We start from the raw sequence: 26450 nt of genomic DNA on the forward strand, positions 1-26450 counted from the left end.
ATCTCAATATTTTAATCTTATTTGGAATATTTTTTCATGAGTTTGGCGAGTAAAGGGAGATGTGTGTCTACAATTTCTTCCCGGGTAATCATACCCGGTATATCCTTTACCGTTACCCATTTCACTTCTGCCAGATCATCGCCTGCTGCGGGTTCGCCGTCTACCAGGTCTATGCTGAACAGGGTGGTGATAATTTTATTGACTTCGGAGCGGTAGCGCCAATCGTCTACCCGCATGGAGGCAACGTACTCCAGTGGTCCTATTTCCAGCGGGCCACATTCTTCCTGTAACTCTCTGGCAGCGGCCATCTCGAAGTTATCGTCTGTTGGGTCGGAAAATCCGCCAGGCAATCTCCATGCGTTTTCATTCGGCTTGCGACCTAACAGCAGCTCTTGTTTATTATTTCTGAACAGCGCTATGTCTACGGTAGCGTATACGGATGGGAACAGGTTGTAGGTATTATATATAATGCCGGCTCTGAATTCCTCTGTATCAAATACCTTGTCTGATAAGGCTTCCCGCATAGCGGTAGCGTTATAGTCCTTTACCGGTGGCAATGCTTCGGTTTTATACCGGCCGGTGTAAACGCCCATAAAGCTATCGCGGCTGCCGTACAGCAGGAAGGTTTCATGGGGAAAGTTGTTGTACAGCAGTTCATCCATCTTTTGTGACCATACGGCGTCGCTTTTCTGATCGCTGAGCGGCAATACAATGATTTCCGGGAACTGTTGCTTTATCATCCGCTCGCGGGTGTAATAGTCGAGCGGGTTTTTGCGGCTGCCGCGTACCGGGCTTACGCCCAGTATGATCAGCACCCGGTTGTGTTTCTGTTTCACCTGCCGGATCAGTTCCAGGTGGCCTTCATGTAAGGAAGGCGTTTGGAAGCGGGCTATAATAACTCCTGTGGGCTTTGTGTTTTGCATAATCCGAGCTATTTTGTGTAATTGTTACACAAATATATGCCGCCATTTTTTAACCGCAAAATATTTCTTGTAAAAAATACACAAATTAAAAAAGAAAGTACCGGAAAATTAGACTCAGCGCGATATGAAAGCGGCTGAGATGGGATAAATGTAGGGAGTAAAGCCGAAAGTTGTATACCGGTGGTGGGTTATAGCGAGGATGCTTTGGTAGGGGGAAATGGAAAGGGCCGGCTAAAGATGAACTAAGGTAGAATTTAAGATGCGGTGCTCATTTGCTCATTTTATGCAGCCAGCCCTTAGTAATTTTAAAGCAGATCTTTTAAATCCTGTTGTACCTCCCAGGCCAGGTCTTTGATCTTTTCTCTTTCAGCCCTGCTGAGAGAATTGATCATGTGACCCGGATTAGCAGGATCGTTAATTTTTTCTTGTCTCATTTTTCTATAAAATGTCGATTCGCTCCAACCACATTCTTCACATACTTTTTCACGGAATTTTATCCCACTGTTGGCGAAGCCTTCAAACAGGCTGCGCAAGGAATTTGTTTGTCTTTTTTGAATTGCTTGCATGATGTAGAATTAAGGCTTAACAAAGATGGTTGGCTACAAAGATATGGAATCATTTTTATTTGACATCATAAATGATGTCAAATTTTTTATTGTTTTGATTGAATTTCATCCAATGGCAAGTAATCGGGATGAAAATACTTTAATAAAGTTAGGGGCTAAAATCCGCGAATTAAAGGAAGCGAAGGGGCTTACTGATAGAGACTTTGCTGACAGAGCGGAAATTGGCTACGCACAGGTTTGGAGGTTGTTGGATGGGCAGGTTAATCCGACGTACTCTACATTAAAGGCTATTGCAAAGATATTGGATGTGCATCCAGGCGTTTTCTTTGATCTCTAAAGTCGGCGGGATCTCCTACTCCCCTATATCTCAAACGTCATCCCTTCTTTCTTCAGTTTAAAATACCTGGTCTCATCGAAACTGAACAAATTCGCCGGTCTTCCCTGCGACACCTGTTTCTGCTTTTCATTATGGGCAATCAATATTCCCAGGTGACTAATCTTTTTCTGGAAGTTGCGACGGTCAATGGGCCGGTCCAGTAAGGTTTCGTAGAGTTTTTCCAGGTCGGCGATGGGGAATTTTTTGTCGAGCAGTTCGAAGCCGATGGGTTCGTAGCGGATTTTGTTACGCAGACGTTGTACCGCTACATCGATAATAGTGGCGTGGTCAAAGGCCAGCGCGGGCAGGTCTTTGATATTGAACCAACTGGCGTCTTCTGCATCGGAGCTGGCTGCCAGCTTGAAGTTGGTGGGGTTTACGAGGCCAAAGTGGGCAATAGACACTACCCTGCCGCGGGGATCGCGGCCCGGGAGCCCAAAAGTATACAGTTGTTCCAGGTAATTGATATTCACGCCGGCTTCTGTCAGCAGTTCGCGGGTAACGGCCTCTTCGAGCGATTCTTCGTCGAGTACAAAGCCGCCGGGCAGGGCCCAGCTGTGCAGATAGGGTTGAATGGTACGCTTGATAAGCAGTACCACAATACCTTCTTTGGGAATATATCCAAATACAACCGCATCTACGGTTAGTCTGATGTTCTGTTTTATGGGCAAACTCTTATCTGATTATTTTACTTGAATGTATTGTTCTAGCTGGGCGGTTCCCTTGTGTAAATTTACGAACAAAGGATTTTTTACCGGATCAAAAACGATAATAGTGCTTTGTTCCCATATATCCTGGGGTGTGGGCAGTTCTATGATCACTTCCTGGCCGTTGGCGCGGTGAAACAGGAGACTGTCTTTCCCGGCGATATGTCCTTTAAACTGGTGTTGATCCAGGTAATCGGTCAGTTGTTTTCTCAGCGCCAGTACCGAGTCGGTGAGCGGACCGGCCGCTGGCTTGAATTCGCGGTAAACGTAACATTTTTCGCTGATCACATCATAGGCCGATCTGTCGGTACTGCGTTCTTCATTACGGGTATGGTTACACGCAAACAGCAGCACGGCAATGGTAAGGAGTGATAATATTTTATTCATGATCTTGTTGCTTTAATGTTCGTAACAATCATAGTTGCGCTGGCGGTAAATTTTGCCATCGCGGAATTCTATGATGGTGCAAATGAATGCTTTCATTATTTGTCCGCGGCGGAACTGTCCGGCATCCACGCCTATTTCGCCGGTCCATTTGGCTTCTACCACGAGGGTATTGCCGGATTCCACCACTTTCAGCACGCTGAAATGCTGGGATTTTAGAATTATTTTATTCGTGGCCATGCTTTCCAGCATGATGTCAAAGTTTCGTTGTTTGATCTCATTCGAGAGCTGATTGGGATATTCAGTCTGGATGATATTGGGATGAAAAACCCTGGCAAATTCAACTGGGTCTGCTGAAAAGCTTTCCAGCAGCTGGAAATACCGGTATATAAGCGCCAGTTTCTCGTCCATTTATAGGGATAAATTAGTCATGTGTTGGCACGAAAATATAGAATTACGAATTAAGAATTACGAATTACGGGATTTGCCGGGGAGATTATCGGTTATCATCTACCTGCAAATCCCGTAATTCGTAATTTTTAATTCGTAATTGTAGTAAAGGCGAGCTTGTCCTTATCATTTGTTTTATCAATGATATTGTACACCAGTTTCAGCACGTTGAGGGTACCGTTATAATTTATCTTGTTGCTGCTGCTGGTGTTGCTGGTGGAGAAATACAGGACGGGTATATTTTTTTTGTAGAAAGATGCGTGATCAGAGTTGCTGATGCCGGTGGAATCATATACCAGTGGCAGCTCTTTGGTGGTGGCCTGTTGTAAAATGGCCGACCATCCCGGTGAGGTACCGGTGCCGCCTATCTGTAGGGAGGCGCCGGGATCGAGTTGCCCGATGCCGTCCATATTGATCATATAGTTTACCTGTGAAAGGTTCACCGTGCTGTGGGCGGCAAAATATTTAGAGCCGGATAGTCCCTGTTCCTTACCGGAAAAGGCGATAATAATATAGTTATTGTTATGGAGACGGGAGGCCGCCAGTAAGCGGGCTACTTCCAGCAGGGCTGCCGTGCCGCTGGCATTGTCTTCCGCTTTGGCCGTGGTTTCCCAACCGGGGTAGTCGTAATGGGCGCCGATGATGATGGTGCGGGGGGCTTTATTATCAATATAGCCGATCACGTTGGTGCCGCTTCGTTTGATGGCTTTAAAGCTTACCTGCAGGTTGATGGTGAAGGTGCCGGCGTCTTCTGCATTCAGTTTTTTGCTGATGTCGTTGCTCACCCAAACGGCCGGGATGCCGGCAGGCGTTGGGTGTTGCTCGAGCCACAGGTTCACTTCGGCGATAGATTCTTTCCCATTATAAAATACTACGCCGGAAGCGCCTGATTTTTCGGCTATCCGTGTTTGCTGCAGGTACTGTTCCAGCATGCTTTTGTGGTTGTCTGTATCCATTTCAGCCACATTGATGAGCCAGATATTGTCTGGTTCATTTACGTTTGGTATAACATCGCCTTTAACGGGTTCCTCTGCGCTGAAGGGTAAGGGAAGAAATTGTTTGCCGGCCTGCAGCTTGTCTTCATTAAGGATCATGTGGCAGGAGGCTGCCGGTTCGCGGGTTTCTTTTACGGTAAATGTTTGCAGGAAGCCGTCTTCTCCCATGGGGGTTAATCCGCTTTGCTGTAGCTGTTTAGCAATATAGGCGGCGGCCAGTTGTTCGCCGGGAGCCCCGGTACTGCGGCCTGCCAGCTTATCGCTGTTCAGGTAGCCGATGTGCAATTGTAGGTTACCGATGGTTTTTCTGTCCTCTTTCCGCTGTGCGTGAACGTATATGGTTACAAATACCAATGGTAACAGCCAGGTTATCTTTTTCACAGCAATCTGTTTTTTGGGTGTTACGGCAAAATTACGAATTACAGCGGGCGAATGGTCAAATTGATGGAAGTTCTTTTGACGATTATGTTGTATTTCAACTATTTGTAATGTAATGCTTTCGTCTTAGAATAGTCATTCGCCAAATGTGGTTGGCCGTTCGTAATTCTCAAATCGCTATTTTTGCCCCGTTTTAAAAACAAAGTATGAAAAACACGCCTTTTACAGAGAAACACATTGCGCTGGGTGCCAAGATGGCTGCCTTTGCGGGTTACAACATGCCTATTTCCTACACCGGTATTAACGATGAACATCAGGCCGTACGTACCAACGCCGGTGTGTTTGATGTAAGCCATATGGGCGAATTCATCTTAAAGGGCGAACATGCACTGGACCTGATCCAGCGCGTTACCAGCAATGATGCCTCCAAACTCACTGCGGGCAAAGCTCAGTACAGCTGTCTCCCCAATAAGGAAGGTGGCATAGTAGACGATCTGCTGGTATATTGTATCGAAGAAAATAAGGTATATATGCTGGTGGTAAATGCCAGCAATATTGAAAAAGACTGGAATTGGATCAGCCAGTTCAATACCAACAACGTGGAGATGCACAACATTTCCGATAAAACCTGTCTCCTGGCCATCCAGGGACCCAATGCTACCAGCATCCTCCAACCTCTCACGGAAGTGGACCTGGTAAACATGAAGTACTACACCTTTGCCAAAGGAACCTTTGCAGGCGTACCTAACGTAGTGATCAGCGCTACCGGCTACACCGGCGCCGGTGGCATAGAAATATATTTTGAAGATGTGGACGGCGCAGCGAACAAGATCTGGGATGCGATTTTTGCAGAAGGCGGTCCTAAAGGCCTGAAGCCTATCGGTCTGGGCGCCCGTGATACACTCCGCCTGGAAATGGGTTTTTGCCTGTACGGTAACGATATCGACGACACCACTTCCCCACTGGAAGCCGGTTTGGGCTGGATCACCAAATTTACCAAGCCATTTACATCCAGCGAGTTATTTGCAAAACAAAAAGCGGAAGGCGTTACCAAAAAATTGGTAGGTTTTGAAATGGTGGATAAAGGTATTCCCCGTCACGATTACGAAATTAAAGATGCAGCAGGCAATGTAATTGGCAGGGTAACTTCCGGTACCCAGTCGCCTTCTATGCAGAAAGCTATTGGTCTCGGCTACGTAAATACTGCCTTTGCCGCACAGGATACCGAAATATTTATTGCCGTAAGAGACAAAGCGCTGAAAGCAAAAGTGGTAAAAGTGCCTTTCCTGAGCTAGTATATATGAATAGCCGGTTAAAGTTGTTAATTTCGGTGCCCGGAAGGTTTTCTGAGCACCGGAATTTTTATATTTATAACCATATCTATGCCTACTATTCATTTAACTACCGTTATCCATGCCCCGCTGGACCGGGTCTTCGACCTGAGCAGGAGCATTACGCTGCATAAGCGAAGTATGTCGCACCGACAGGAAGACGCCATAAAAGGCCGTACCAACGGGTTGATATCTTATAATGAAACAGTGACCTGGAGAGCAAAGCATTTGGGGAAAATGAGGGAGCTGACAACAAAGATCACCGCCATGCGCCAGAACGAGTTTTTCAGTGATGAAATGACTGCCGGCGATTTTACGCATATGAACCATGAGCATCATTTTAAAGAAATAGATAACGGCACGGTGATGATTGATATCATGGATTTTGGCACCCCCTATGGCTGGTTCGGACGGGTATTTGAAAGATTTTATCTGTATAAATATATGACCAAACTCCTGCAGGAGCGTAATCGCACTATTAAGGATTATGCAGAGAGTGAAAAGTGGAGAGTAATCCTTGATTAAAGTAAAAAGCATTTGAATGACAGCAAGCAACAAACCCAGCCTGGAAGTATGTTTATCTCCGGCATTATTACATTTATTTGATGTAAAGAACAGCATCGTCGTTATTATTGACGTATTGCGCGCTACTTCTACCATTTGCACCGCCCTTTACAATGGTGCTTCCCGGGTAATACCGGTGTCCAGTGTGGAAGAATGTGTGAACATTGGTCGCGCTATAGGCGGCATCACCGCCGGCGAACGTGATGGAAAAATAGCAGAAGGCCTGGCGTACGGTAATTCGCCTTTTGAATACCCCCGTGATTTTGTGGAAAATAAAACGCTGGTGCTCACCACTACCAATGGCACCAAGTTGCTGCATATGGCCAAAGATGCCATTCAGATCATCACCGGCTCTTTCCCGAATATCAGCGCAGTGTGCGAGTATCTTATCTCCCAAAATCAAAATGTAATACTGGGCTGTGCTGCCTGGAAAGACCGTATAAACATGGAAGATACCCTGTTTGCCGGCGCCGTGGTAAGCCGTATCAAACAGCATTTTGACGTAAACTGCGATTCGGCCATCGCAGCGGAAACGCTTTACGAATCCGCCAAACATGATATCTATACTTTCATGAAACAGGCTTCCCACTACCAGCGCTTAGCCAGGTATGGGCTGGAAAAAGATATTCACTACTGCCTGACGCCGGATGGGGCTAATGTATTGCCGTTGTTCAGAGACGGGGAATTGATTGCTGGTTGATGGCGTTTTTGCCCGGGAGTTTTTCTTGCCCAGGATTAAACTGATTTTGATGATTTTCAGGATTTTTCTGTAGTGATTTAAAAAGATTAGGGAAGATAAAATCGGGTATCCGCTTTTATCTTCCCTAATCTTTTTAAAAATAACATCTGCTCCTGTCTCCGCTAATCTTTTCTAATCATCAATGTAAAAATCCTGAAAATCATCAAAATCAGTTTAATCCTGGGCAAGAAAAACTCCCGGGCAAAAACAAAATCCTGTTTAGAAATTCTTATATTCTGCCGGTTAACGATAAAGCTGCTGCTATGACACACTATTTATGCACCACCTGTGGGGTGCAATATGAAGCCAGCGCTGAGGCGCCGGCACATTGCCCGATTTGCGAAGACGACCGCCAGTATGTAAACGCCGGCGGACAAAGCTGGACTACGCTGGAGCAGGTACAAAATACACACAGGAATATTATAGAGCTGGTAGCGCCCAATTTATATGCTATCTATACCACTCCTGATTTTGCTATCGGACAGCGGGCGCATTTGCTGATCACTCCCGGTGGCAATATCCTGTGGGATTGTATTGCTAACCTCGACGCCTCTACGATTAATATTATTAAGCAACTGGGAGGTATCAAAGCCATTGCCCTCTCCCATCCGCATTATTTTTCCACTATCGTGGAATGGAGCCATGCGTTTGGAAATGCGCCGGTATACGTGCATCAGCTGGATGCAGAGTGGTTGCAACGCCGTGATGACGTGATCAAATTATGGCCGGGCAACGAATTACCGCTATGGGATGGTATCAAACTGGTGCTTTGTGGCGGGCATTTTCCAGGTGGCAATGTGCTCTACTCCCCCGCCGGTAAGGGTATGCTGCTGGTGGGCGATGTAATACAGGTATCGGCCGACCGTAAAACCGTGTCGGCGATGTACAGCTATCCTAATAACATCCCGTTATCTGCCCGGGAAATAAATGTGTTACATGCCGCAGTAAAACCCCTTGCATACGATTCGATGTATGGCGCTTTTGGAAAATATATCAAAACAGGTGCGCAGGCCGCGGTAGATTTTTCTTTTGAAAGATACTTACAGCGGATTCGTTAATCCTTTTTTAAATGGTTGATAAACAGGCATCTATATTTGAAAAAAAATAAGTTGAAAAATTCGCCCTACCCCGCCATGGGAAAAGGTGAGCTGTTCGCCGCTTCTTAATCTGCTGCGTGCAGGTTATTAGAGATTTTCTGCTTACTTTTGTGGATTGCCTTTTTATCAGCTGTTAAGTTTTTTTGATATATCTATTAACCCTTTTGTTGATAATAAAAGCAGGCAACAACGTATAGTATGTCGCTACCCCATTTGCTAAAATATGTTTACAACAACGGCACTGATGAAGTGATCCGCAGGGGGAAGCGTATTTTTTCTGCCGGGGGCGTTGAACTCATCGAGGCAGACCCGGTACTGAAATCAGCTACCTTCCGCGTAAAGAGCGACACACATGCCAACTATTACCGCGTTTCCATCAGCAAGTATGGAGAAACAACCGGTATGTCTATCCGGTGTCAATGCCCATACAACCTGGGCGACATCTGCCGGCACGAAGCAGCCGCACTTTTCCAGCTGCAGGAAATGCTGGATAAAAACCATTTCGAGAGCTTCGACACACAGTTTGATCAGCAACACACGCTGATTAAAATGAAGTCTATCGATATCAAATCAATCAAGCTGCTGACTTCCGGCGCTATTCTCGCTCAAGCAGAAGAAATTGCCAAAAAACATCCCGCCAAAATAAAACTGGCCAAAGATGAAAAGGTAGAAGCCCTGCTAAAGGTGGATGGCGACGAGTTTCCGCTGATCATTCAACGGAATGAAGAACGCTTTTTCGATACGCATTGCACCTGCGATGAAACAGAGCATGCCCTGTGTGTACATAAAACAGCCCTGTTCCTGCAACTCCTGCAGAAAAACGGTCCGTTTTATTTTGATACCCTCCGCAATTGGGATAAAGAGAAAAATAAGCTGTTGTCGTTATACGGCTACTCCCTGACAGATGACCTGAACGGGAAATTTGCCTTTTCGTACATGGATGGCAAACCGTTTCTCCGGGTACTGGATCCGAGCATTAAACGGGTCGACGGCGCCGCCGCCGGCAGACAACCCGTTACCGCTCCCCCGCCGCCGGAAGAAACCATTACCATTACACAACGACTGGCAGCGGTTTTCAATGCCAACGAAAACCTGTATCCTTACTTTAAAGTAGACCTGGTTAGCGGAGAAATAAACGAAGAACAAACAGCCTTCGTTTCACTCGCCAGCAAACTGGATCTTACCAAATACGTAGACTTTTACCAGTACAAGGAAAAAGACAGGGAACTCATAGCGCCTGTACGAAAAGTACAAGGCTCTGAAGTGAGCAAATTCCTTAGCAAAAACTCTCCGTTTGCCGGTATCTGGGAGAACATCACCCACGAAAATGCAGAAGAACTGCCTACGGAAACAAAAGAGCTGATGCTGGAATACCTGCATCCTAAACTCGCCAAATTGTTCCCGCAACTGGCAGAACACGGATTGGTGTTTGAACTGCTCAACAGACAGGCCTTCAAAACAAAAAATTTACAGCAGATCCAGATAGGCGCCGATCGCCTGAAGCTGGTAATCAAAACCCACACCGGTGATACCCATGTGGAAGTAAACTGCTATGTAAATATTGAAGGCGAACTTATAGATGTAGCAGATAACGAATGGGAAAGCCCGTTGTTATTCCTCTATAAACAGGTAATTTACCTGTTTGAAAGTCCGCAGGATGCCCTCCACGTAGAACTTTTCAAACAAAGCGGTAAACTGCGCATCGTTAATAAGGAATGGCCGGCTTACCTGAAAGATTACCTCCTGCCGTTAAGCCGTCAGTACGATATACAGTTTGATAAAGGATTACTGGCAGAGATAGACGATATCATGCCTGAACCCCGCGTATTCCTGAAAGAACTGGGCGAAACATTTATCATACAACCAGGGTTTGCATACCGGGGCCAGGAAGTAGAGTGGAATGATGAAGGCAAGATCACCGTGCAGGAAGAAAATAAAGTGCTCATCATTCATCGTAATAAAGAGGCGGAAGAAGCATTTGTGGCCAAACTCCGCACCCTGCATACCAATTTTGCACAACACGATAACCACAACTATTTTTATCTGCGCGCCAAAGAAGCACTGAAAAACAATTGGTTCTTCCTTTTCTTTGATGCGCTGAAAGAAATGAATGTGCGTGTATTCGGATTCGATAACCTGCGCAACTTTAAATTCAGCTCGCATAAACCGGTTACCAACTTACAGATCAGCTCCGGCATCGACTGGTTCGATGCACAGATCGAAGTATTGTATGGCGACCAGAAAGTAAGCATCAAGGATATTAAAAACGCGCTGGCCAACAAACAGAACTATGTGCAGCTGGCAGATGGCTCCCTGGGCCTGTTGCCGGAAGAATGGCTGCGTAAATATTCCCTGCTCTTTAAAGTTGGTGAAGAACGCGATAAAGGGCTTAAGCTCAGCAAATACAACTTCAGCGTAATTGATGAACTGTATGAGTTTATAGACGATGAAGCCGTAGTACTGGAGTTGGAACAAAAGCGCCGCAAGCTCCTGCAGTTTGACGAGATCCGTAACATTGCACTGCCTGAAAATCTGCAGGCTACCTTACGACCTTACCAGGAAAGCGGTTTCCAGTGGCTTAACTATCTCGACGATATCAAATGGGGCGGTATCCTGGCGGATGACATGGGTTTGGGTAAAACCATCCAGGCCCTCACCTTCCTGCAATACTACAAAAACAAGAACGGTGGTAAAACCATGGCGTTGATAGTTTGTCCTACCACGCTGATTTACAACTGGGAAAATGAAATAAAGAAATTCACACCGGATATCAGGCATCATATCCACCACGGCCCTGCACGACTGAAATCGTCTGAAGAGCTGGGGAAATTTGATGCCATCATTACCACCTACGGTACTTTGCGCAGCGATATTCAATTGCTGATGAAACTGGAGTTTGACTATGTTATTCTCGATGAATCACAGGCGATCAAAAATCCGCAATCCAAAGTAACCAAGGCGGCACAGCTGCTGCAAACCAAAAACAGGCTGGCCCTGAGCGGTACGCCGATGCAGAATAATACGTTTGACATCTATGCGCAGATGAACTTCCTGAACCCGGGCATGCTGGGCAGCGTTGACTTTTTCCGCAATGAATTTGCCACACCGATCGACAAATTCCAGGATGAAGAAAGAAAAGAACACCTGCGTAAACTGATCTACCCGTTTATTCTTCGCCGTACCAAAGAACAGGTGGCGAAAGACCTGCCGGAGAAAATAGAAACGGTGATCTTCTGCGAAATGGATGCGGAACAACGGCATATTTATGATGCTTACCGCAACACCTATCGCTCTAAGATCCTGGGTGTTATTGAAGATCAGGGTATGGAACGTTCTCAGCTCACCATCCTGCAAGGGTTGATGAAGCTGCGGCAGATCTGTGACTCGCCTGCTATTCTCAACGATACGGAACAGTACCCGAATCACTCCGTGAAACTGCATGAACTTACCCGAGAAATATCCGAGAACATCGGCAACCACAAGGTGCTGATCTTCTCCCAGTTCCTGGGAATGCTGGGCCTGATCCGCGACCGGATGCAACACCTGAAAATTCCTTACGAGTATTTTGATGGCAGCACTTCTACCGTAGATCGTGAAAAAGCCATTCAGAATTTCCAGCATAACGATGAATGCCGCGTGTTCCTCATTTCGCTGAAAGCCGGTGGTGTGGGATTGAACCTTACTGCAGCAGATTATGTGTACATCGTGGATCCATGGTGGAACCCCGCTGTAGAGCAACAGGCGATTGACCGTACTCACCGTATCGGGCAAACGAAAAACATTTTTGCTTACCGCATGATCTGTAAGGATACTGTGGAAGAAAAAATATTGCAGCTGCAGGAACGCAAGAAATCGTTGGTGAAGGAGATTATTTCTGATGACAGTGGTTTTGTGAAGAAACTGACGAAGGAAGATGTATTGTATTTGTTCAGCTAACAAGCTGTTTATAAATAAGTTAAAAGAGGTTGCCATTACGGTAACCTCTTTTTTTGCGCCTAAATGTTGCTGTAGGGAAAATTGTCCATGCAGAAGCGTTAATTCTGCATGGCCTGGCCGGCAGCTTTGCGCCAATTTTGTGCTATCAACAATCACCCTCTTAAACTTTTAAAACTTAATAACATGGCACGATTAACTGCATTGAATCCCGACAACGTTTCAGGTAAAACCAAAGAACTGTTTAATGCCATACAAGGCAAGCTGGGGGTAGTTCCCAATATGATGCGCACCATGGGTAATTCTCCTGCCCTGCTGAGCGGATATCTTAATCTGAGTGGAGCCCTTGGCGGCGGTAGCCTTGGCGCAAAGGTGGGCGAGTTGATAGCCTTAGCTGTAGCGGAAAGTAATAGCTGCGATTATTGTTTGTCGGCCCATACCTATATTGGCGCTAATCTCGTAAAAATTGACGCCGGCACGATTGCCGCAGCCAGGGAAGGTAATGCAGGAGACCCTAAAACACAGGCTATCCTCACATTCGCCAAAGCATTAGTGAGTAAACAGGGCCATGTGAGTAACGAGGATATTAACAGCGCAAAAGCAGCAGGGTTAACGGAAGGTGAAATCGGGGAAGTAATAGGGCATGTAGGGCTGAATATTCTCACCAATTATTTTAATCATACTGCTGAAACAACAATTGATTTTCCAGTAGTAACAGCAAACGCCACAATAGCTTAATTTTACGGGAATATAAACAGGTGTACGTGCACACACCTGTTTATATACAAATTATTATAAGCCTTATGGACATCTCTTCTGCTTATACACTTACAGATCCGGCTACAGGTAACCTGTCGCTGAAGCTATTCTCGTTTGAGAATAATAATCATTTTGACCATATACAGCATAATAATTATTATTCAGTGATCTGGCTGCACCAGGGCAGCGGCAAATTAAAGTCTGATTTTTCTTCCTATGATTTTGACGATAATAACCTGTTGGCTTTTGCCCCCTATCAGCCTTTTATGTTGTGTGCTTCCTCACAGTTGAGCGGCGTGGCGCTGCAGTTTCACCCTGATTTTTTCTGTATTCATATGCATCATAAGGAAGTATCGTGCAATGGGGTGTTGTTTAATAATATTTACCAGGCGCCTTATGTAAAAGTAGATGATAGCAGTGCGGTCACTTTCCGTATGATTATTGAGCAGATGAAAATGGAGATGAGGCAGAAGGAACTGGCACAGTATGACGCGCTGATTTCTTACCTCAAGATATTCCTGGTAACGGCTTCCCGGCTGAAGATACAGCAACAGGAAGCATTAAACGCTTTGTCAGAAAGTCAGTATAAGGAACCGCTTGTTTTACAACATCTCAAGGACGCCATTGAGAATAATTACAAGATAAAGCACAGCGCCGGCGACTATGCAGCCCTGCTGAATATTTCTACCAAAGCATTAGGCCGTATTGCAAAAATTCATTTTAATAAAACCATTACCCACCTCATTGCAGAACGTATCATCGTGGAAGCTAAACGGGAGCTGTATATGACCAATAAATCAGTGAAAGAGATAGCATATGAACTGGGTTATGAAGATGAGTTTTATTTCAGCCGTTTCTTTAAAACCAATACGGATATTTCCCCGCAAATGTTTCGTAATACCGTAGGCTTTGGCCGCGATTTAGTGCTTTAATCCCTATGATATCCTTTCATTTCTGCACACACCCTACCATTTCTGCATGGTATGCGTAACCCCACTGCATACCCTTTCTCCCGGAACCGTTAATTAAATAATTGATTATCAATATATTCAAATGTAAATAATCTCCTTTTGAGCATACTGGCATTCCTATGGCATCACCTCTTTTGTATCAAAACAATTGATCCATATGCTACCAGACTCAAAAATCTCCCAGCTAATCGGTTTACAGATCCCCGGGTTTATATTTCCCGCTGAGGTCCCCGCACCTGTCAAAGGATCCGTTAGCAAAGTGATTCACACGTTTGCAGATTATACCGGTCGCATGATCCGTAGCGAACAATTACATGAAGTGAAACGTTGCTTTACCATAGCAGGGGTATTGTATCATAATGGAAGCAGTGCCCTGCGTAACGCTATCGAAAGTGCGTTTATGTACACATTATCTCCCCTGATCTGCGGAAAGCATAAGGAGTTACTGCCTTTATCACTAAGGAACGTAAGGATTCAGCATTTACAAACAATTGCTATATAAAACAACCTTTTATGATGATGACTATTTTATTGGTACTCGCAGGACTGGCCTGCTTTGCCGTGTTTTTTAAATCGGTAGACTATTTCGAAAAGATTTAATCCTTTATTATGAACGCATTATTTGTTTTATCACTTTTCGTTTTCGGCTACATGATATATGTACTGTTAAAACCTGAGAAATTTTGATCGGAGTACTATCTCCCACGCCTATACGCAAAGCTTTTTTAACTGACTATAGAAATGACAACAGAAATTTCAGGTGTAATTGCCACCTACGGCATCACGCTGCTACTGGCCTGGCCCTTGTCCAGGTATATTGTAAAAGTATTCCGGGGCGAGCGGACCTGGTCCGATTTTATGGCGCCGCTGGAACGCCTTTTCTTTAAAATTTCCGGGATCAATCCTAAAGAGGAAATGGACTGGAAGCAGCATATGAAAGCATTGCTGACCATCAATCTTGTTTGGTTTGTATATGCCTTCTTTGCATTGATGTTCCAGGATAAACTGCCGCTGAACCCGGATGGAAACCCGGGCCAGTCGGCTGATCTGGCGTTTAATACCGCCATTAGTTTTGTAGTGAACTGTAACCTGCAACACTATTCCGGCGAAACAGGCGTCACTTATTTTACACAGTTGTTTGTACTGGCTTTCCTGCAGTTTGTGAGCGCCGCCACCGGTATTGCTGCACTGATTGTAGTGTTTAAGGCCATGAAGGAAAAAACTACAACCAGGCTGGGTAACTTCTGGGACATTTTCCTGAAAACAATTACCCGTATCCTCTTACCGCTCAGTATTGTTATTGCACTCATCTTTATATTCAATGGTATGCCCGCCAGTTTTGCCGGCAAGGATACTGTTGTAACCATGCAGGGCGATACTATTAATGTATCCCGTGGTCCGGTAGCTGGATTTGTAGCCATCAAGCACCTCGGAACAAACGGTGGTGGCTTCTTTGGGGCTAACTCTGCCCACCCGCTGGAAAATCCAAACTATGTTACCTGGATGACGGAAATGGTAGCCCAGGTAGTGATACCTATTGCCATGGTATTTGCATTGGGCATGTTTATACAACGTAAGAAATTCGCCTACGTCATATTCGGGATCATGACGATAGGGATGATTGGTTTACTGATCCCATCCATGCAGGCAGAAATAGCGGGTAATCCGGCCATTGCGCACATGGGTATACAACAGGCCACAGGGGCCATGGAAGGTAAGGAGGTGAGATTTGGAGCGGCTGCTACCGGGTACTGGAGTACGGTGACCACTATCATCTCCACGGGTTCGGTTTGTGGCTGGCACGACAGCACCATGCCTATGACAGGATTAATGCAGTTGCTGGGTATGATGCTGAACTGTTTATATGGCGGTTGCGGTGTGGGTATCCTCAACTATTACATCTACATTATCATTGCCGTATTTATATCAGGACTCATGGTAGGCCGTACCCCGGAATTCATGGGTCATAAACTGGAAGCAAGGGAAGTAAAGATTGCGGCCATCATCACACTGCTGTCGCCCTTCCTGATCCTGGCGGGCACTGCATTGTCATCGTGGGTACTCACACATCATCCGGACGCCAACTGGGCAGTGAAGCCCACCGCCTGGCTCAACAACCCGGGTTACCACGGCTTCTCTGAAATGCTGTATGAGTATACCTCTGCTAACGCTAACAACGGTTCCGGTTTTGAAGGTTTGGGAGATGGAAATGTGTTCTGGAATGTATCTACCGGCTTTGTACTGATCCTGGGCAGGTTCCTGCCTATTATCGGACCAGTGGCGATTGCAGGTTTGATGGCATCCAAGAAATACATTCCTGAATCTGCCGGTACGCTGAAAACTGATTCACTCACTTTTGGCGTCATGACATTTGCCGTGATCGTTATACTCACTGCCCTGTCTTATTTCCCGGCGCTGGCACTGGGTCCTATCGCAGAGTATTTTTCCCTGTAATTTTTAATGACTGACTACCATGAAGCATGATAATAAATTGTTTCCGAAAGAACTGGTGATGGAGAGCCTGAAGCAATCTTTCGTGAAGCTGAATCCAAAACTGATGATCAAAAATCCGGTGATGTTCACCGTGGAAATAGGCACCGCCGTAATGCTGATTGTAGCATTGTATGCGCTCTTTACCGGCAACCGGGAACAGGGCAGCGCAGCCTATAACATAGCCGTATTCGTGATCCTTTTCCTCACTGTACTTTTTGCCAACTTCGCAGAAGCGATTGCAGAAGCAAGAGGTAAGGCCCAGGCAGAGAGTTTGCGTAAAACAAGAGAAGAAACCCCTGCTAAAAAAGTAGAGCTGATCGGTGAAATATTCACCAACGAAATAAAGATCGTTTCTTCCGCAACGCTGCGAAAAGGTGACATCTTTGTATGTGATCCGGGCGATATCATTCCCGCCGATGGAGAAATCGTACAGGGGCTGGCCAGCATCGATGAATCTGCCATCACCGGAGAAAGCGCCCCGGTGATCCGTGAAGCCGGCGGCGATAAATCCAGTGTGGTAGGCGGTACCAAGGTATTGTCCGATCATATTAAAGTACGGGTAAGCACAGAACCTGGTGAATCTTTCCTGGACAAAATGATTGCCCTCGTAGAAGGCGCCAGCAGACAGAAAACGCCTAATGAAATTGCGCTTACCATCCTGCTGGCCAGCTTCACCCTGGTGTTCATTATCGTATGCGTAACACTGAAACCTTTTGCAGACTACGCACAAACGCCGATCACCATTGCCGCATTTATTTCCCTGTTCGTATGCCTGATCCCCACTACCATCGGCGGTTTGTTATCGGCCATTGGTATTGCGGGTATGGACCGGGCATTGCGCGCCAACGTTATTACCAAATCAGGTAAGGCCGTGGAAACCGCCGGTGATATAGATGTGTTGTTACTGGATAAAACTGGTACTATTACTATCGGTAACCGTAAAGCCACCAATTTCTACGCTACCAATGGTATCTCCAGCGAAGAGTTTATCCGGCTCTGCGCACTGAGCTCCTTATCCGATGAAACACCGGAAGGTAAGTCTATCGTGGAACTGGCCGGTAAAGACATCGTTAATAAATTATCCGTAAGCGGCGCCAGCATGGTGAAGTTTACCGCCGAAACCCGTAGCAGCGGTATCGACCTGCCCGATGGTAACCGCATCCGCAAAGGTGCCTACGATGCCATCAAACGGCTGGCTGAAAGAGAAGGGTTTTCTTTCCCGGCAGAAACGCTGGCAAAAGTAGAAGCCATTTCCAATGACGGCGGTACACCGCTGGTAGTATCACTTAACAGCAAAGTGCAGGGCGTTATTGAACTGCAGGATATCATTAAACCCGGTATCAGCGAGCGTTTCGACCGCCTGCGTAAAATGGGGGTAAAAACAGTGATGGTGACCGGTGATAACCCGCTCACTGCGAAATATATTGCCAATAAGGCCGGTGTGGATGACTTCATTGCAGAAGCCAAGCCGGAAGATAAAATGAGTTACATCCGCAAGGAACAAAACGAAGGCCGGCTGGTTGCCATGATGGGAGATGGTACTAACGATGCCCCTGCCCTGGCGCAGGCCGATGTAGGCGTGGCCATGAACAGTGGTACCCAGGCCGCGAAGGAAGCCGGTAACATGGTGGACCTTGACAACGATCCTACCAAGCTGATTGAAATTGTGGAAATCGGTAAGCAGTTGCTGATGACACGCGGTACGCTCACCACCTTCTCTATTGCCAACGACGTAGCCAAGTATTTCGCTATTGTGCCTGCCTTGTTTGTGGCTTCTATACCCGCATTGCAAGGTATCAATATCATGAAACTGCATAGTCCTGAAACGGCCATCCTGAGTGCGGTTATTTTCAACGCTATCATCATACCCATGCTGATACCGCTGGCGTTACGCGGTGTAGCTTATAAACCTATCGGCGCCAGCGCCCTGCTCCGCAGAAATTTATTGATATACGGTGTGGGTGGCATCATAGCACCTTTTATAGGCATCAAGCTGATTGATATGCTGATAGCTCTTTTTATGTAATTCTGAATAATAAAATTTTAAAGAGATGAAAAAATATCTTTGGCCTTCTGTAAAACTCACCCTGTTGCTGGTGGTATTGCTGGGCGGTATATATCCTTTGTTCCTGGCTGGTGTAGCTAAAATGGCTCCTGGTAAAGGAGACGGTGTAAAAGTGATGCGCAATGGGAAAGTGGTAGGCTATGAAAATATTGCGCAGAAATTTTCTGATGATAAATATTTCCAACCCCGCCCTTCTACGGTCGACTATAATGCTGCCGGTTCCGGTGGTTCCAATAAAGCCGCCGCTAACCCTGACTACCTGAAAACGGTGCAGGAAAGAATCGACACTTTTATGGTGCATAACCCGGATATAAAGAAGGAAAATATCCCGGCAGAACTGGTTACTGCTTCCGCAAGCGGTCTTGACCCGCACCTTACGCCGGAAGCAGCATATGCGCAGATACCACGTGTAGCTAAGCACAGAGGTATCGCAGCAGATCGCCTGAAACAATTGGTGGATGCCAATACCAAAGGCCCGGTGCTGGGTATGCTGGGCGTTGCTACAGTAAATGTGTTAAAACTAAACATAGCGCTCGATGAGTTGAAGTAGAGCGCAGTCCTATTATTCCTTTGACCTGTGGATATCTCATGAAAAACCTGTTGACTGGCAGTCTGCCGAAACAGACTGCCAGTATTTAGACTACCAACTACCTATATTAAAGTCAATTTGAAAATGAAGAAAATTTTATTATTAGCGGGTGCGCTGGCAGCGGCTATTACGATGTTTGCGCAGGATGCGCCGAAAACGGAGAAAGAAAAGGAGAAGGGGAAAATTACGTTCTCCGGTTATGCGGAGGCCTATTACAGTTATGATCTGAATCAGCCGGCTAATCATACCAAGCCCGGTTTCCTGTATAACTACAATCGTCATAATGAGTTGAATCTTAACCTGGCAATGGTGAAAGCAAATTATACATCGGATCGTGTGCGTGCTAACGTAGGTTTGATGGCTGGCACCTATCCGCAGTACAATCTTGCTTCGGAGCCTACGTTGATGCAATATGTATACGAGGCCAATGTAGGTATCAGGGTGGGTAAAAACGTTTGGATTGATGCAGGCGTAATGCCCGCGCATATAGGCTTTGAAAGCGCTATCGGTAAAGATTGTCCTACGCTTACCCGCAGTATCCTGGCAGAAAATTCACCTTATTATGAAACCGGCGCCAAAGTAACCTGGACGCCAAATGATAAATGGTCTTTTGCTGCGATGTATCTCAACGGCTGGCAACGTATTAAGAAGGTGGATGGTAATCAGACACCGGCCTTTGGCACACAAATTACCTTTAAGCCCTCCGATAAAATATTGCTGAACTGGAGCACTTATGTAGGTAATGATCTCCCGGATAGTGTTCGCCAGATGCGCTATTTTAATAATGTTTATGGTACCTTTAGTATTACGGAAAAGTTCAGTTTCATAGCCGGATTTGACTTTGGATTACAGCAAAAGGCTAAAGGATCTTCGGACCTGAATAGCTGGTACAGTCCCGTTGTAATAGCCAGGTACGCATTTACAGATAAATTCGCCATGGCAGGCCGTGTAGAGCACTACAATGATCAGCATGGCGTTATTATAAGCACAGGTACCCCTGATGGATTTCAGACCACCGGCTACTCGCTTAACCTTGATTTTACCCCGGTGAATAATGTAATGTTCCGACTGGAAGGCAGAACATTTGATGGGAAGAACAAAATATTTATGAAAGGAACTGATATGAAAAATACCAACACATCAGTGACTGCTTCTTTAGCAGTATGGTTTTAATGAAATGACGAATTGTGAATGACGAATTACGGATTTGTGGGTAGATAAACCCAACGGCTGGCCAAAGCTATCTACCCACAAATCCGCAATTCGTCATTCACAATTCGTCATTCTAATTTCAAACAATGGACTCAAAAGAACAATCCGTACGTCATTTTCTTAGCCTGGCAAACCGCGCCGGCAGAGGTAAGTTTAAGATATACATTGGCATGAGTGCCGGTGTGGGAAAAACGTACCGCATGCTGCAGGAGGCACATGCTATGTTAAGAAATGGAGTAAATATCCAGATTGGTTATATAGAAACCCATGGGCGTGCGGAAACGCATGCGCTGTTGGATGGTGTACCGCAAATTCCGCGGCGGCAGGTATTCTACAAAGGAAAAATGCTGGATGAAATGGATCTTTCCACGATCCTGTTGCTGGCGCCGGAATGGGTGGTAGTGGATGAACTGGCGCATAGCAATATTCCCGGTTCCAAAAATGAAAAGCGCTGGCAGGATGTGGTAGACCTTCTGAACGCAGGTATTAATGTACTGTCGGCCGTAAACATCCAGCACATTGAAAGCATTAACCAGGAAGTGAAATCCATTACCGGCGTGGAAGTAATGGAACGCATCCCCGACCTGGTACTGCAAATGGCCGATGAAGTGGTGAACATCGATCTCACCGCCGACGAGTTAATTACCCGTTTGAAAGAAGGGAAGATTTACGACCGCTCCAAAGTAGAGAGTGCGCTCAGCAATTTTTTCCAGGCCGATAAAATCCTGCAGCTGCGGGAACTGGCCCTGAAAGAAGTAACCACGCAGGTGGAAAGAAAGGTGGAAACGGAAATACCACGCAACCTGCAAATGCGGCATGAAAGCTTCCTGGCATGTATATCCACCAATGATGAAGTAGCGCGTAAGGTAATCCGTAAAACGGCGAGGTTGGCTGCTTATTATCATGCAGATTGGTTTGTGTTATATGTACAGGTACCTGGCGAAAGCTCGGATAAAATAGCGCTGGCTGCCCAGCGTCATCTTATAAATAACCTGAAACTGGCTACAGAGCTCGGTGCAGAAGTAATACAGGAACACAATGCCAAAGTATCGGAAGCTATCATTAACATTGCATTACAGAAGCAGGTTACCACGATTTGTATGGGAAAGCCGCATATCAATCTTTTCCGGATCATATTGCGTACGAACCTGTTTAACCAGTTGCTGAAAACGCTTTCATCCAACGATATCGATATCATTATATTATCATGAGTACGTTCAGATTAAAGACGAAAATTACGCTCGGGGTATTGTTTCTCTACATTATGCTGCTGCTGGTGAGCATACTAGGCTACTATTATCTGAACCGGCTGAACGAAAAGGCGAAATTTATCCTGAAAGATAATTACGAATCGCTGGAGTACTCAAAAAATATGCTGGTGGCACTGGAAGATATGCAACAACATCGTGCCGCCGCTATGGAAGTATTTTCTGCCAACCTGAAAAAGCAACAGGCCAATGTAACAGAAAGGGGTGAGAGAGATGCCACCGCAGAGGTGGCCCGGATATTTGAATTGCTCCGGAAAGACTCTACCGTTGACGCCCGTGCCATTAAGAAAAGTATTTACACCATCATGGATGTCAACATGGCGGCCATTGTAGGGAAAAATGAGAAGGTGAAGAAAACCGCCGACAATGCGCTGATGTATATCGCCATTATCAGCGGTGTATGTTTTTTACTGGGCTTCACTTTTGTGTATAACTTCCCGGGATATATTGCCAACCCTATTCATGCTTTAACAGAAGGGATTAAAGGCATTGCCAACAAGCAATACAGCAAACGGCTCTACTTTACTTCCGGCGATGAATTCGGGGAGTTGGCCACCGCTTTTAATACTATGGCGCAGCGCCTCGATGAATATGAGCACAGCAACCTGGCGCGTATTATGTTTGAAAAACAGCGCGCGGAAGCAGTGATCGGAAGTTTAAAGGATGCCACTATTGGTTTTGATACGAACAGCGTTATCCTGTTTGCCAATACGCAGGCATTGCAGCTGCTGAATTTGCCGGAACGTGAAGTGGTGGGGCAGCCTGCAGAAGCTATATCAAAACGGAACGACCTGTTGCGCTTCCTGGTGAACAACCAGGAAAATGCGCCGCTTAAAATTGTGGTAGACGGGAAGGAATGCTTTTTTACCAGGGAAACAACTGATATACAACATGAGGAAAAACGTATAGGCTACGTAGTTATACTCCGGAATATTACCACTTTCAAGGAGCAGGATATTGCCAAAACGCATTTTATTGCCACTATTTCGCATGAGCTGAAAACGCCGCTGGCTGCATCTGACTTCAGTATTAAGCTGCTGGAAGACGAACGGACCGGCACATTGAGTGCCGAACAAAAAGAGCTGGTCGACAGTCTGAAGCAAGACAACCGCCGCATGATCAAGATTGTGAGCGAGCTGCTGGACCTGTCGCAGGTAGAAAGCGGGAATATACAGCTGCAACCGCAACCGGTTACCGCGGTAAATATTGTTCAATATGCCATGGATACGGTGCAGAAGCAGGCCGCACAACGACAAATATCTATTCGTACATCCGTACCTGATACGCTCCCCAGGGTGCTGGCAGATGTGGAAAAAACGGCCTGGGTATTGGTGAACCTGCTGACCAATGCGATCCGGTATTCCAATCATGGCGGCGCCATAGACCTGTTGGTATCATCTACCGGCACAGAGATGGTTTCTTTTATGGTACAGGATTACGGGAAAGGTATTCCGGAGGCATTCCGGAGCAAGATCTTTGAACGTTTCTTCCAGGTGCCCGGTATGAAAGGACATAAGGGCAACGGTTTGGGTCTGGCGATTTCAAAGGAGTTTATTGAAGCGCAGGGCGGTATTATCGGGGTGGAAAGTGAAGAGGGAAAAGGGAGCCGTTTTTATTTTACATTACCTGAAGCCATTGTTTAACATTGCGCCACATGTTCTTTTATCAGGTGAACATGTTTGTAATAGATGGTCATAATATCTGTGAGCCGGGATAAAACACTATCCAGGTTTTCTTCCAGGCGGGCATCTCTTTCTATAGTATAGGCGATATCAGAGGCCTGCTGCAGACCGGCCATATTAAGATTGAATTTCATCTGGTGTGCCAGCATGTATAGCGGCTGCCAGTTTTTTTCCTCGATTAACCGATTCATTTCTGAGAATTTCTGAGGAATACTGTTAAGTAGTTCTTCCAGCATTATTTTTACATGTCCGCTTTCTCCGGACATCATTTTATAAACAGTAGAGAAATTCAATGCATTGGCTGTTGCTGCTGCCGTGTCCTCTTTCGCGTTGTTTTCCGGGAGCTCCTCTCCCAGCCCTTTCAGGATTTTATGAAAGAGATCGGCTCTGTCAAAGGGTTTGGATACGTAGTCATTCATGCCGGCCTCCAGGCATCGCTCTTTTTCTCCTTTAAGTGCGGATGCAGTCATAGCGATGATGCAGGTTTGAATACCTTTCTGGCGGATGGCCTGGGTGGTTTGATAGCCATCCATACCGGGCATCTGGATATCCATGATGATACAATCGTAGGGTTTATAGTCTACCATTTCCAGCGCGGCTTTGCCGCTGTTTACCACATCTGTTCTGGCGCCGGCATTTCGCAGGGTATGAAATACCACCTGCTGGTTGATTTCATTGTCTTCCACCACCAGCATGGTTTTACCGTGCAGGGGTTTATCGATCTGCGACAATTGTCCTTTCTCATTTTTATGGGTGGGCGCCGCATTATTCCTGGTAAAGGGAAGTTCAAAATAGAAGCAGGCGCCTTCATCCAGCTGGCTGTCTACCCGTATGGTACCATGCTGCAGTTCTATCAGTTCTTTGCTGATGGCTAGTCCCAGGCCGGTGCCGCCGAATTTTCGGGCGTTATCGGTATGTGTCTGGGAGAAGCTTTTGAAGATAAGATCGTGTTGTTCTGGGGCGATACCTACGCCGGTATCTTTTATTTCAAAGCCGAGTTTCAGGGTGCCTTGTTCTTTATTTTCTTCCACCAGGCCTACTTTTACCATTACCTTTCCGTGGTGGGTGAATTTGATGGCATTTTCCACCAGGTTGGTCAGTATCTGGTTCAGTCGTATTTCATCGCCGAGCAGGTAGGTAGGAACGGCGCTGTCTATTTCATCAAAGAAAGACAACCCTTTTTGTTGTGCCTGCAGTTTAAGCGGGAACAGGGAGTTGTCGATCACCTCGTATACATCGAAGGGTTCATGTTGCAGATGTAATTTGCCGGCTTTTATTTTTGAGAAGTCAAGTATTTCGTTGATGATCACCAGCAGGTGGTTGGCGGAGGTTTTGATGGCGCTGGTATATTCCAGCTGGGACGGTGTTAGCTGGTTTTGTTGCATGAGGAGGTTGGTCATGCCAATGATACCGTTCATGGGCGTACGAATTTCGTGGCTCATGTTGGCGAGAAACATTTCCTGGGCGTTGGTGGCTTCCTGCGCCAGTTTGCTGGCATTTTCAACCGCTTTGATATAATTTGCTTTTTCGGTGAAATCCTGTCCTATGCCGCAGATGCCGATCATTTCGCCGTCTTTGTTGCGTAATGGAAATTTTGTGATCAGGAAATGATTTTCTGTGCCGTTTACGATGATAATATCTTCTGCTTTTACCCGTGTTTTGGTAGCGATCACCTGGCGATCGAGGGCTGCATAACGCTTTACCCAATCGTAGGGCAGTTCTGCATCTGTTTTGCCGATGATATCTCTTTTACTGATGCCCATGGTTTCAGAAAAGCGGTTATTGACCAGCAGGTATTTGCCTGGCATATCTTTTATGAACATCATGGAGGGCATGTAATCCACAATTGCATCAAGGCGTTCCTGTAAATAGGAAGGCTGATCAATTTCTCTTTTTTCTTTATCGATATCGCGAACGATGCATTGATATTCTTTCACTTTACCATCGTCGCCATAGATAAGTGATACGAGTTGTTCCACCCATTTTTTTGCGCCTGATTTAGTGATGATTTCAAACTCCTGGAAGGTGTAGTCGTCGCCGTTTTTCAACTGGTTTTGATAAAATTCCTCCAGGTGTTTGTGGGTATCTTCATCGAGGAAAAGGGAGTAGTGTCTGCCGATCAGCTCTGCGCTGGTGTAGCCGGTCATGTCGGCTGCGCGTTTGCTGACAGAAGTAAAGATGCCGTTGGTCTGTGATTTGAACAGGATCAGTTCAGTTTCTTCTGCCAGGCGCATAAACGACTGTTCGCGTTTGTAGAGGCGGTTGGAGCTGTTTTTTAGTTTCCTGAAGAGGCGGTACAGGTAGCGTGATTCTCCTAATAACAGGATAAGGGTAAAGATGCTGATAACGATAACTGTCCAGAAGGAGTACCAGGTATATTGATTGTCTTTGTCTACCCTGGCGGCCAGTTTGGAGCGGTTTATCCGGATATAGTCATTGAGCAGTTCCCGTAGGCTGTTCCGCAATTTGTTTCCCTTTTCTGCTGTAATGAGTTGTTTGGCGAGGGCGGGTTGCGTGGCTGCCAGGGAGAGCACCTGTTGATTATAGGCTGTTTTTTCCCGGATAACGCTGTCGATGCGGGCCAGGATGCCCAGGGAGGGAGTATCTGTGCGGGAGACGTTATAGATACCCGTCATTAAACTTTTCATGCTGTCGGGTAAACTGTAGTTGGCGGGTGCGAGGCTGGGTTGATCGGTGAGCAGCATATCGCGGATGGCGGTGGTATAGGTATTGTCCAGCGAGGCCACGGTTCTGAGCTGGTCGATGAGAAGATTGGTTTGTACCATCATTTCCGCGCCGCTTTTACTCCTTTTCTGCACTATCCAGGCATAGTAACTAAATCCGGTGAGTGCCATCAGCACCACCAGTACAAGTACCATAACTGTATTTACTATTTTTTTCATGGGTAGTTTTTCAACGACTCATTAATAGCATTGGCAGGGGTTATGACCTTAGTGATGGATTATTT

At 46.1% G+C, this 26450-nt stretch carries 23 protein-coding genes; 16 read left to right on the top strand and 7 right to left on the bottom strand.

What is annotated here, in order from left to right:
* Positions 1-17 precede the first annotated feature (17 nt).
* Complete coding sequence (locus KE626_RS01635) at positions 18-923, bottom strand: NUDIX domain-containing protein (RefSeq protein WP_211971145.1); 906 nt, start codon at positions 921-923, stop codon at positions 18-20.
* Between the two features lie 305 nt (positions 924-1228).
* Positions 1229-1489, bottom strand: a complete 261-nt coding sequence (locus tag KE626_RS01640) for a hypothetical protein (protein ID WP_211971146.1) — start codon at positions 1487-1489, stop codon at positions 1229-1231.
* A gap of 25 nt (positions 1490-1514) precedes the next feature.
* Between KE626_RS01640 and KE626_RS01645 the strand changes: the two genes are divergently transcribed.
* On the top strand, positions 1515-1826 hold the full coding sequence (locus tag KE626_RS01645; protein WP_211971147.1) for a helix-turn-helix domain-containing protein: 312 nt from the start codon (positions 1515-1517) through the stop codon (positions 1824-1826).
* Between the two features lie 23 nt (positions 1827-1849).
* On the opposite strand, the gene KE626_RS01650 is transcribed toward KE626_RS01645, so the two are convergent.
* The 4 genes from KE626_RS01650 to KE626_RS01665 all read right to left on the bottom strand — a co-directional run bounded on the left by KE626_RS01650 (position 1850) and on the right by KE626_RS01665 (position 4782).
* On the bottom strand, positions 1850-2536 hold the full coding sequence (locus KE626_RS01650) for an NUDIX hydrolase (protein ID WP_211971148.1): 687 nt from the start codon (positions 2534-2536) through the stop codon (positions 1850-1852).
* 12 nt (positions 2537-2548) lie between these two features.
* Positions 2549-2959, bottom strand: coding sequence for a hypothetical protein (locus tag KE626_RS01655; protein ID WP_211971149.1), 411 nt, complete (start codon positions 2957-2959; stop codon positions 2549-2551).
* Between the two features lie 12 nt (positions 2960-2971).
* A complete protein-coding gene (locus tag KE626_RS01660) occupies positions 2972-3367 on the bottom strand; it encodes a nuclear transport factor 2 family protein (protein WP_211971150.1) in 396 nt (131 codons plus the stop codon).
* 128 nt (positions 3368-3495) lie between these two features.
* Positions 3496-4782, bottom strand: coding sequence for a M28 family peptidase (locus KE626_RS01665; protein ID WP_211971151.1), 1287 nt, complete (start codon positions 4780-4782; stop codon positions 3496-3498).
* Positions 4783-4985: 203 nt separating this feature from the next.
* On the opposite strand from KE626_RS01665, the gene gcvT reads away from it, so the two are divergent.
* From gcvT to KE626_RS01740, 15 genes are all read left to right on the top strand, one after another.
* Entirely contained in the window at positions 4986-6074 is a 1089-nt protein-coding gene (gcvT, locus tag KE626_RS01670; protein WP_211971152.1) for a glycine cleavage system aminomethyltransferase GcvT, read from the top strand.
* 87 nt (positions 6075-6161) lie between these two features.
* Positions 6162-6635 carry an SRPBCC family protein gene (locus tag KE626_RS01675; RefSeq protein WP_211971153.1) on the top strand — a complete coding sequence of 158 codons (474 nt, stop codon included), beginning with the start codon at positions 6162-6164 and terminating at the stop codon, positions 6633-6635.
* A gap of 16 nt (positions 6636-6651) precedes the next feature.
* The gene (locus KE626_RS01680; RefSeq protein WP_211971154.1) at positions 6652-7374 is read left to right on the top strand and encodes a 2-phosphosulfolactate phosphatase; all 723 of its coding nucleotides are present in this window, start codon (positions 6652-6654) and stop codon (positions 7372-7374) included.
* Positions 7375-7676: 302 nt separating this feature from the next.
* Complete coding sequence (locus KE626_RS01685) at positions 7677-8471, top strand: MBL fold metallo-hydrolase (RefSeq protein WP_211971155.1); 795 nt, start codon at positions 7677-7679, stop codon at positions 8469-8471.
* A 237-nt stretch (positions 8472-8708) separates the two neighbouring features.
* Positions 8709-12446, top strand: coding sequence for a DEAD/DEAH box helicase (locus KE626_RS01690; RefSeq protein ID WP_211971156.1), 3738 nt, complete (start codon positions 8709-8711; stop codon positions 12444-12446).
* Between the two features lie 183 nt (positions 12447-12629).
* Positions 12630-13181 carry a carboxymuconolactone decarboxylase family protein gene (locus KE626_RS01695; RefSeq protein WP_211971157.1) on the top strand — a complete coding sequence of 184 codons (552 nt, stop codon included), beginning with the start codon at positions 12630-12632 and terminating at the stop codon, positions 13179-13181.
* 65 nt (positions 13182-13246) lie between these two features.
* Complete coding sequence (locus KE626_RS01700; protein ID WP_211971158.1) at positions 13247-14134, top strand: helix-turn-helix domain-containing protein; 888 nt, start codon at positions 13247-13249, stop codon at positions 14132-14134.
* A 196-nt stretch (positions 14135-14330) separates the two neighbouring features.
* Positions 14331-14675, top strand: a complete 345-nt coding sequence (locus KE626_RS01705; RefSeq protein WP_211971159.1) for a DUF7674 family protein — start codon at positions 14331-14333, stop codon at positions 14673-14675.
* Between the two features lie 107 nt (positions 14676-14782).
* A complete protein-coding gene (locus KE626_RS35140; RefSeq protein ID WP_079471795.1) occupies positions 14783-14860 on the top strand; it encodes a potassium-transporting ATPase subunit F in 78 nt (25 codons plus the stop codon).
* A gap of 54 nt (positions 14861-14914) precedes the next feature.
* Positions 14915-16627, top strand: a complete 1713-nt coding sequence (gene kdpA, locus KE626_RS01715) for a potassium-transporting ATPase subunit KdpA (protein ID WP_211971160.1) — start codon at positions 14915-14917, stop codon at positions 16625-16627.
* 19 nt (positions 16628-16646) lie between these two features.
* A complete protein-coding gene (gene kdpB / locus KE626_RS01720; RefSeq protein ID WP_211971161.1) occupies positions 16647-18692 on the top strand; it encodes a potassium-transporting ATPase subunit KdpB in 2046 nt (681 codons plus the stop codon).
* A gap of 25 nt (positions 18693-18717) precedes the next feature.
* Positions 18718-19281 (top strand): potassium-transporting ATPase subunit KdpC, encoded by a 564-nt coding sequence (gene kdpC / locus KE626_RS01725; protein ID WP_211971162.1) that lies wholly within the window; start codon positions 18718-18720, stop codon positions 19279-19281.
* 123 nt (positions 19282-19404) lie between these two features.
* Positions 19405-20493 (top strand): porin, encoded by a 1089-nt coding sequence (locus KE626_RS01730; RefSeq protein WP_211971163.1) that lies wholly within the window; start codon positions 19405-19407, stop codon positions 20491-20493.
* A 125-nt stretch (positions 20494-20618) separates the two neighbouring features.
* A complete protein-coding gene (locus tag KE626_RS01735; RefSeq protein ID WP_211971164.1) occupies positions 20619-21743 on the top strand; it encodes a sensor protein KdpD in 1125 nt (374 codons plus the stop codon).
* A complete protein-coding gene (locus KE626_RS01740) occupies positions 21740-23443 on the top strand; it encodes an ATP-binding protein (RefSeq protein ID WP_211971165.1) in 1704 nt (567 codons plus the stop codon). Before KE626_RS01735 ends, KE626_RS01740 begins: the two co-directional genes overlap by 4 nt.
* Here the strand turns inward: KE626_RS01740 and KE626_RS01745 are convergent.
* On the bottom strand, positions 23440-26385 hold the full coding sequence (locus KE626_RS01745; RefSeq protein ID WP_211971166.1) for a PAS domain S-box protein: 2946 nt from the start codon (positions 26383-26385) through the stop codon (positions 23440-23442). The genes KE626_RS01740 and KE626_RS01745 overlap by 4 nt on opposite strands.
* Positions 26386-26450: the final 65 nt, after the last annotated feature.

Source organism: Chitinophaga hostae, from assembly GCF_018224885.1.
GTDB lineage: Bacteria > Bacteroidota > Bacteroidia > Chitinophagales > Chitinophagaceae > Chitinophaga > Chitinophaga hostae.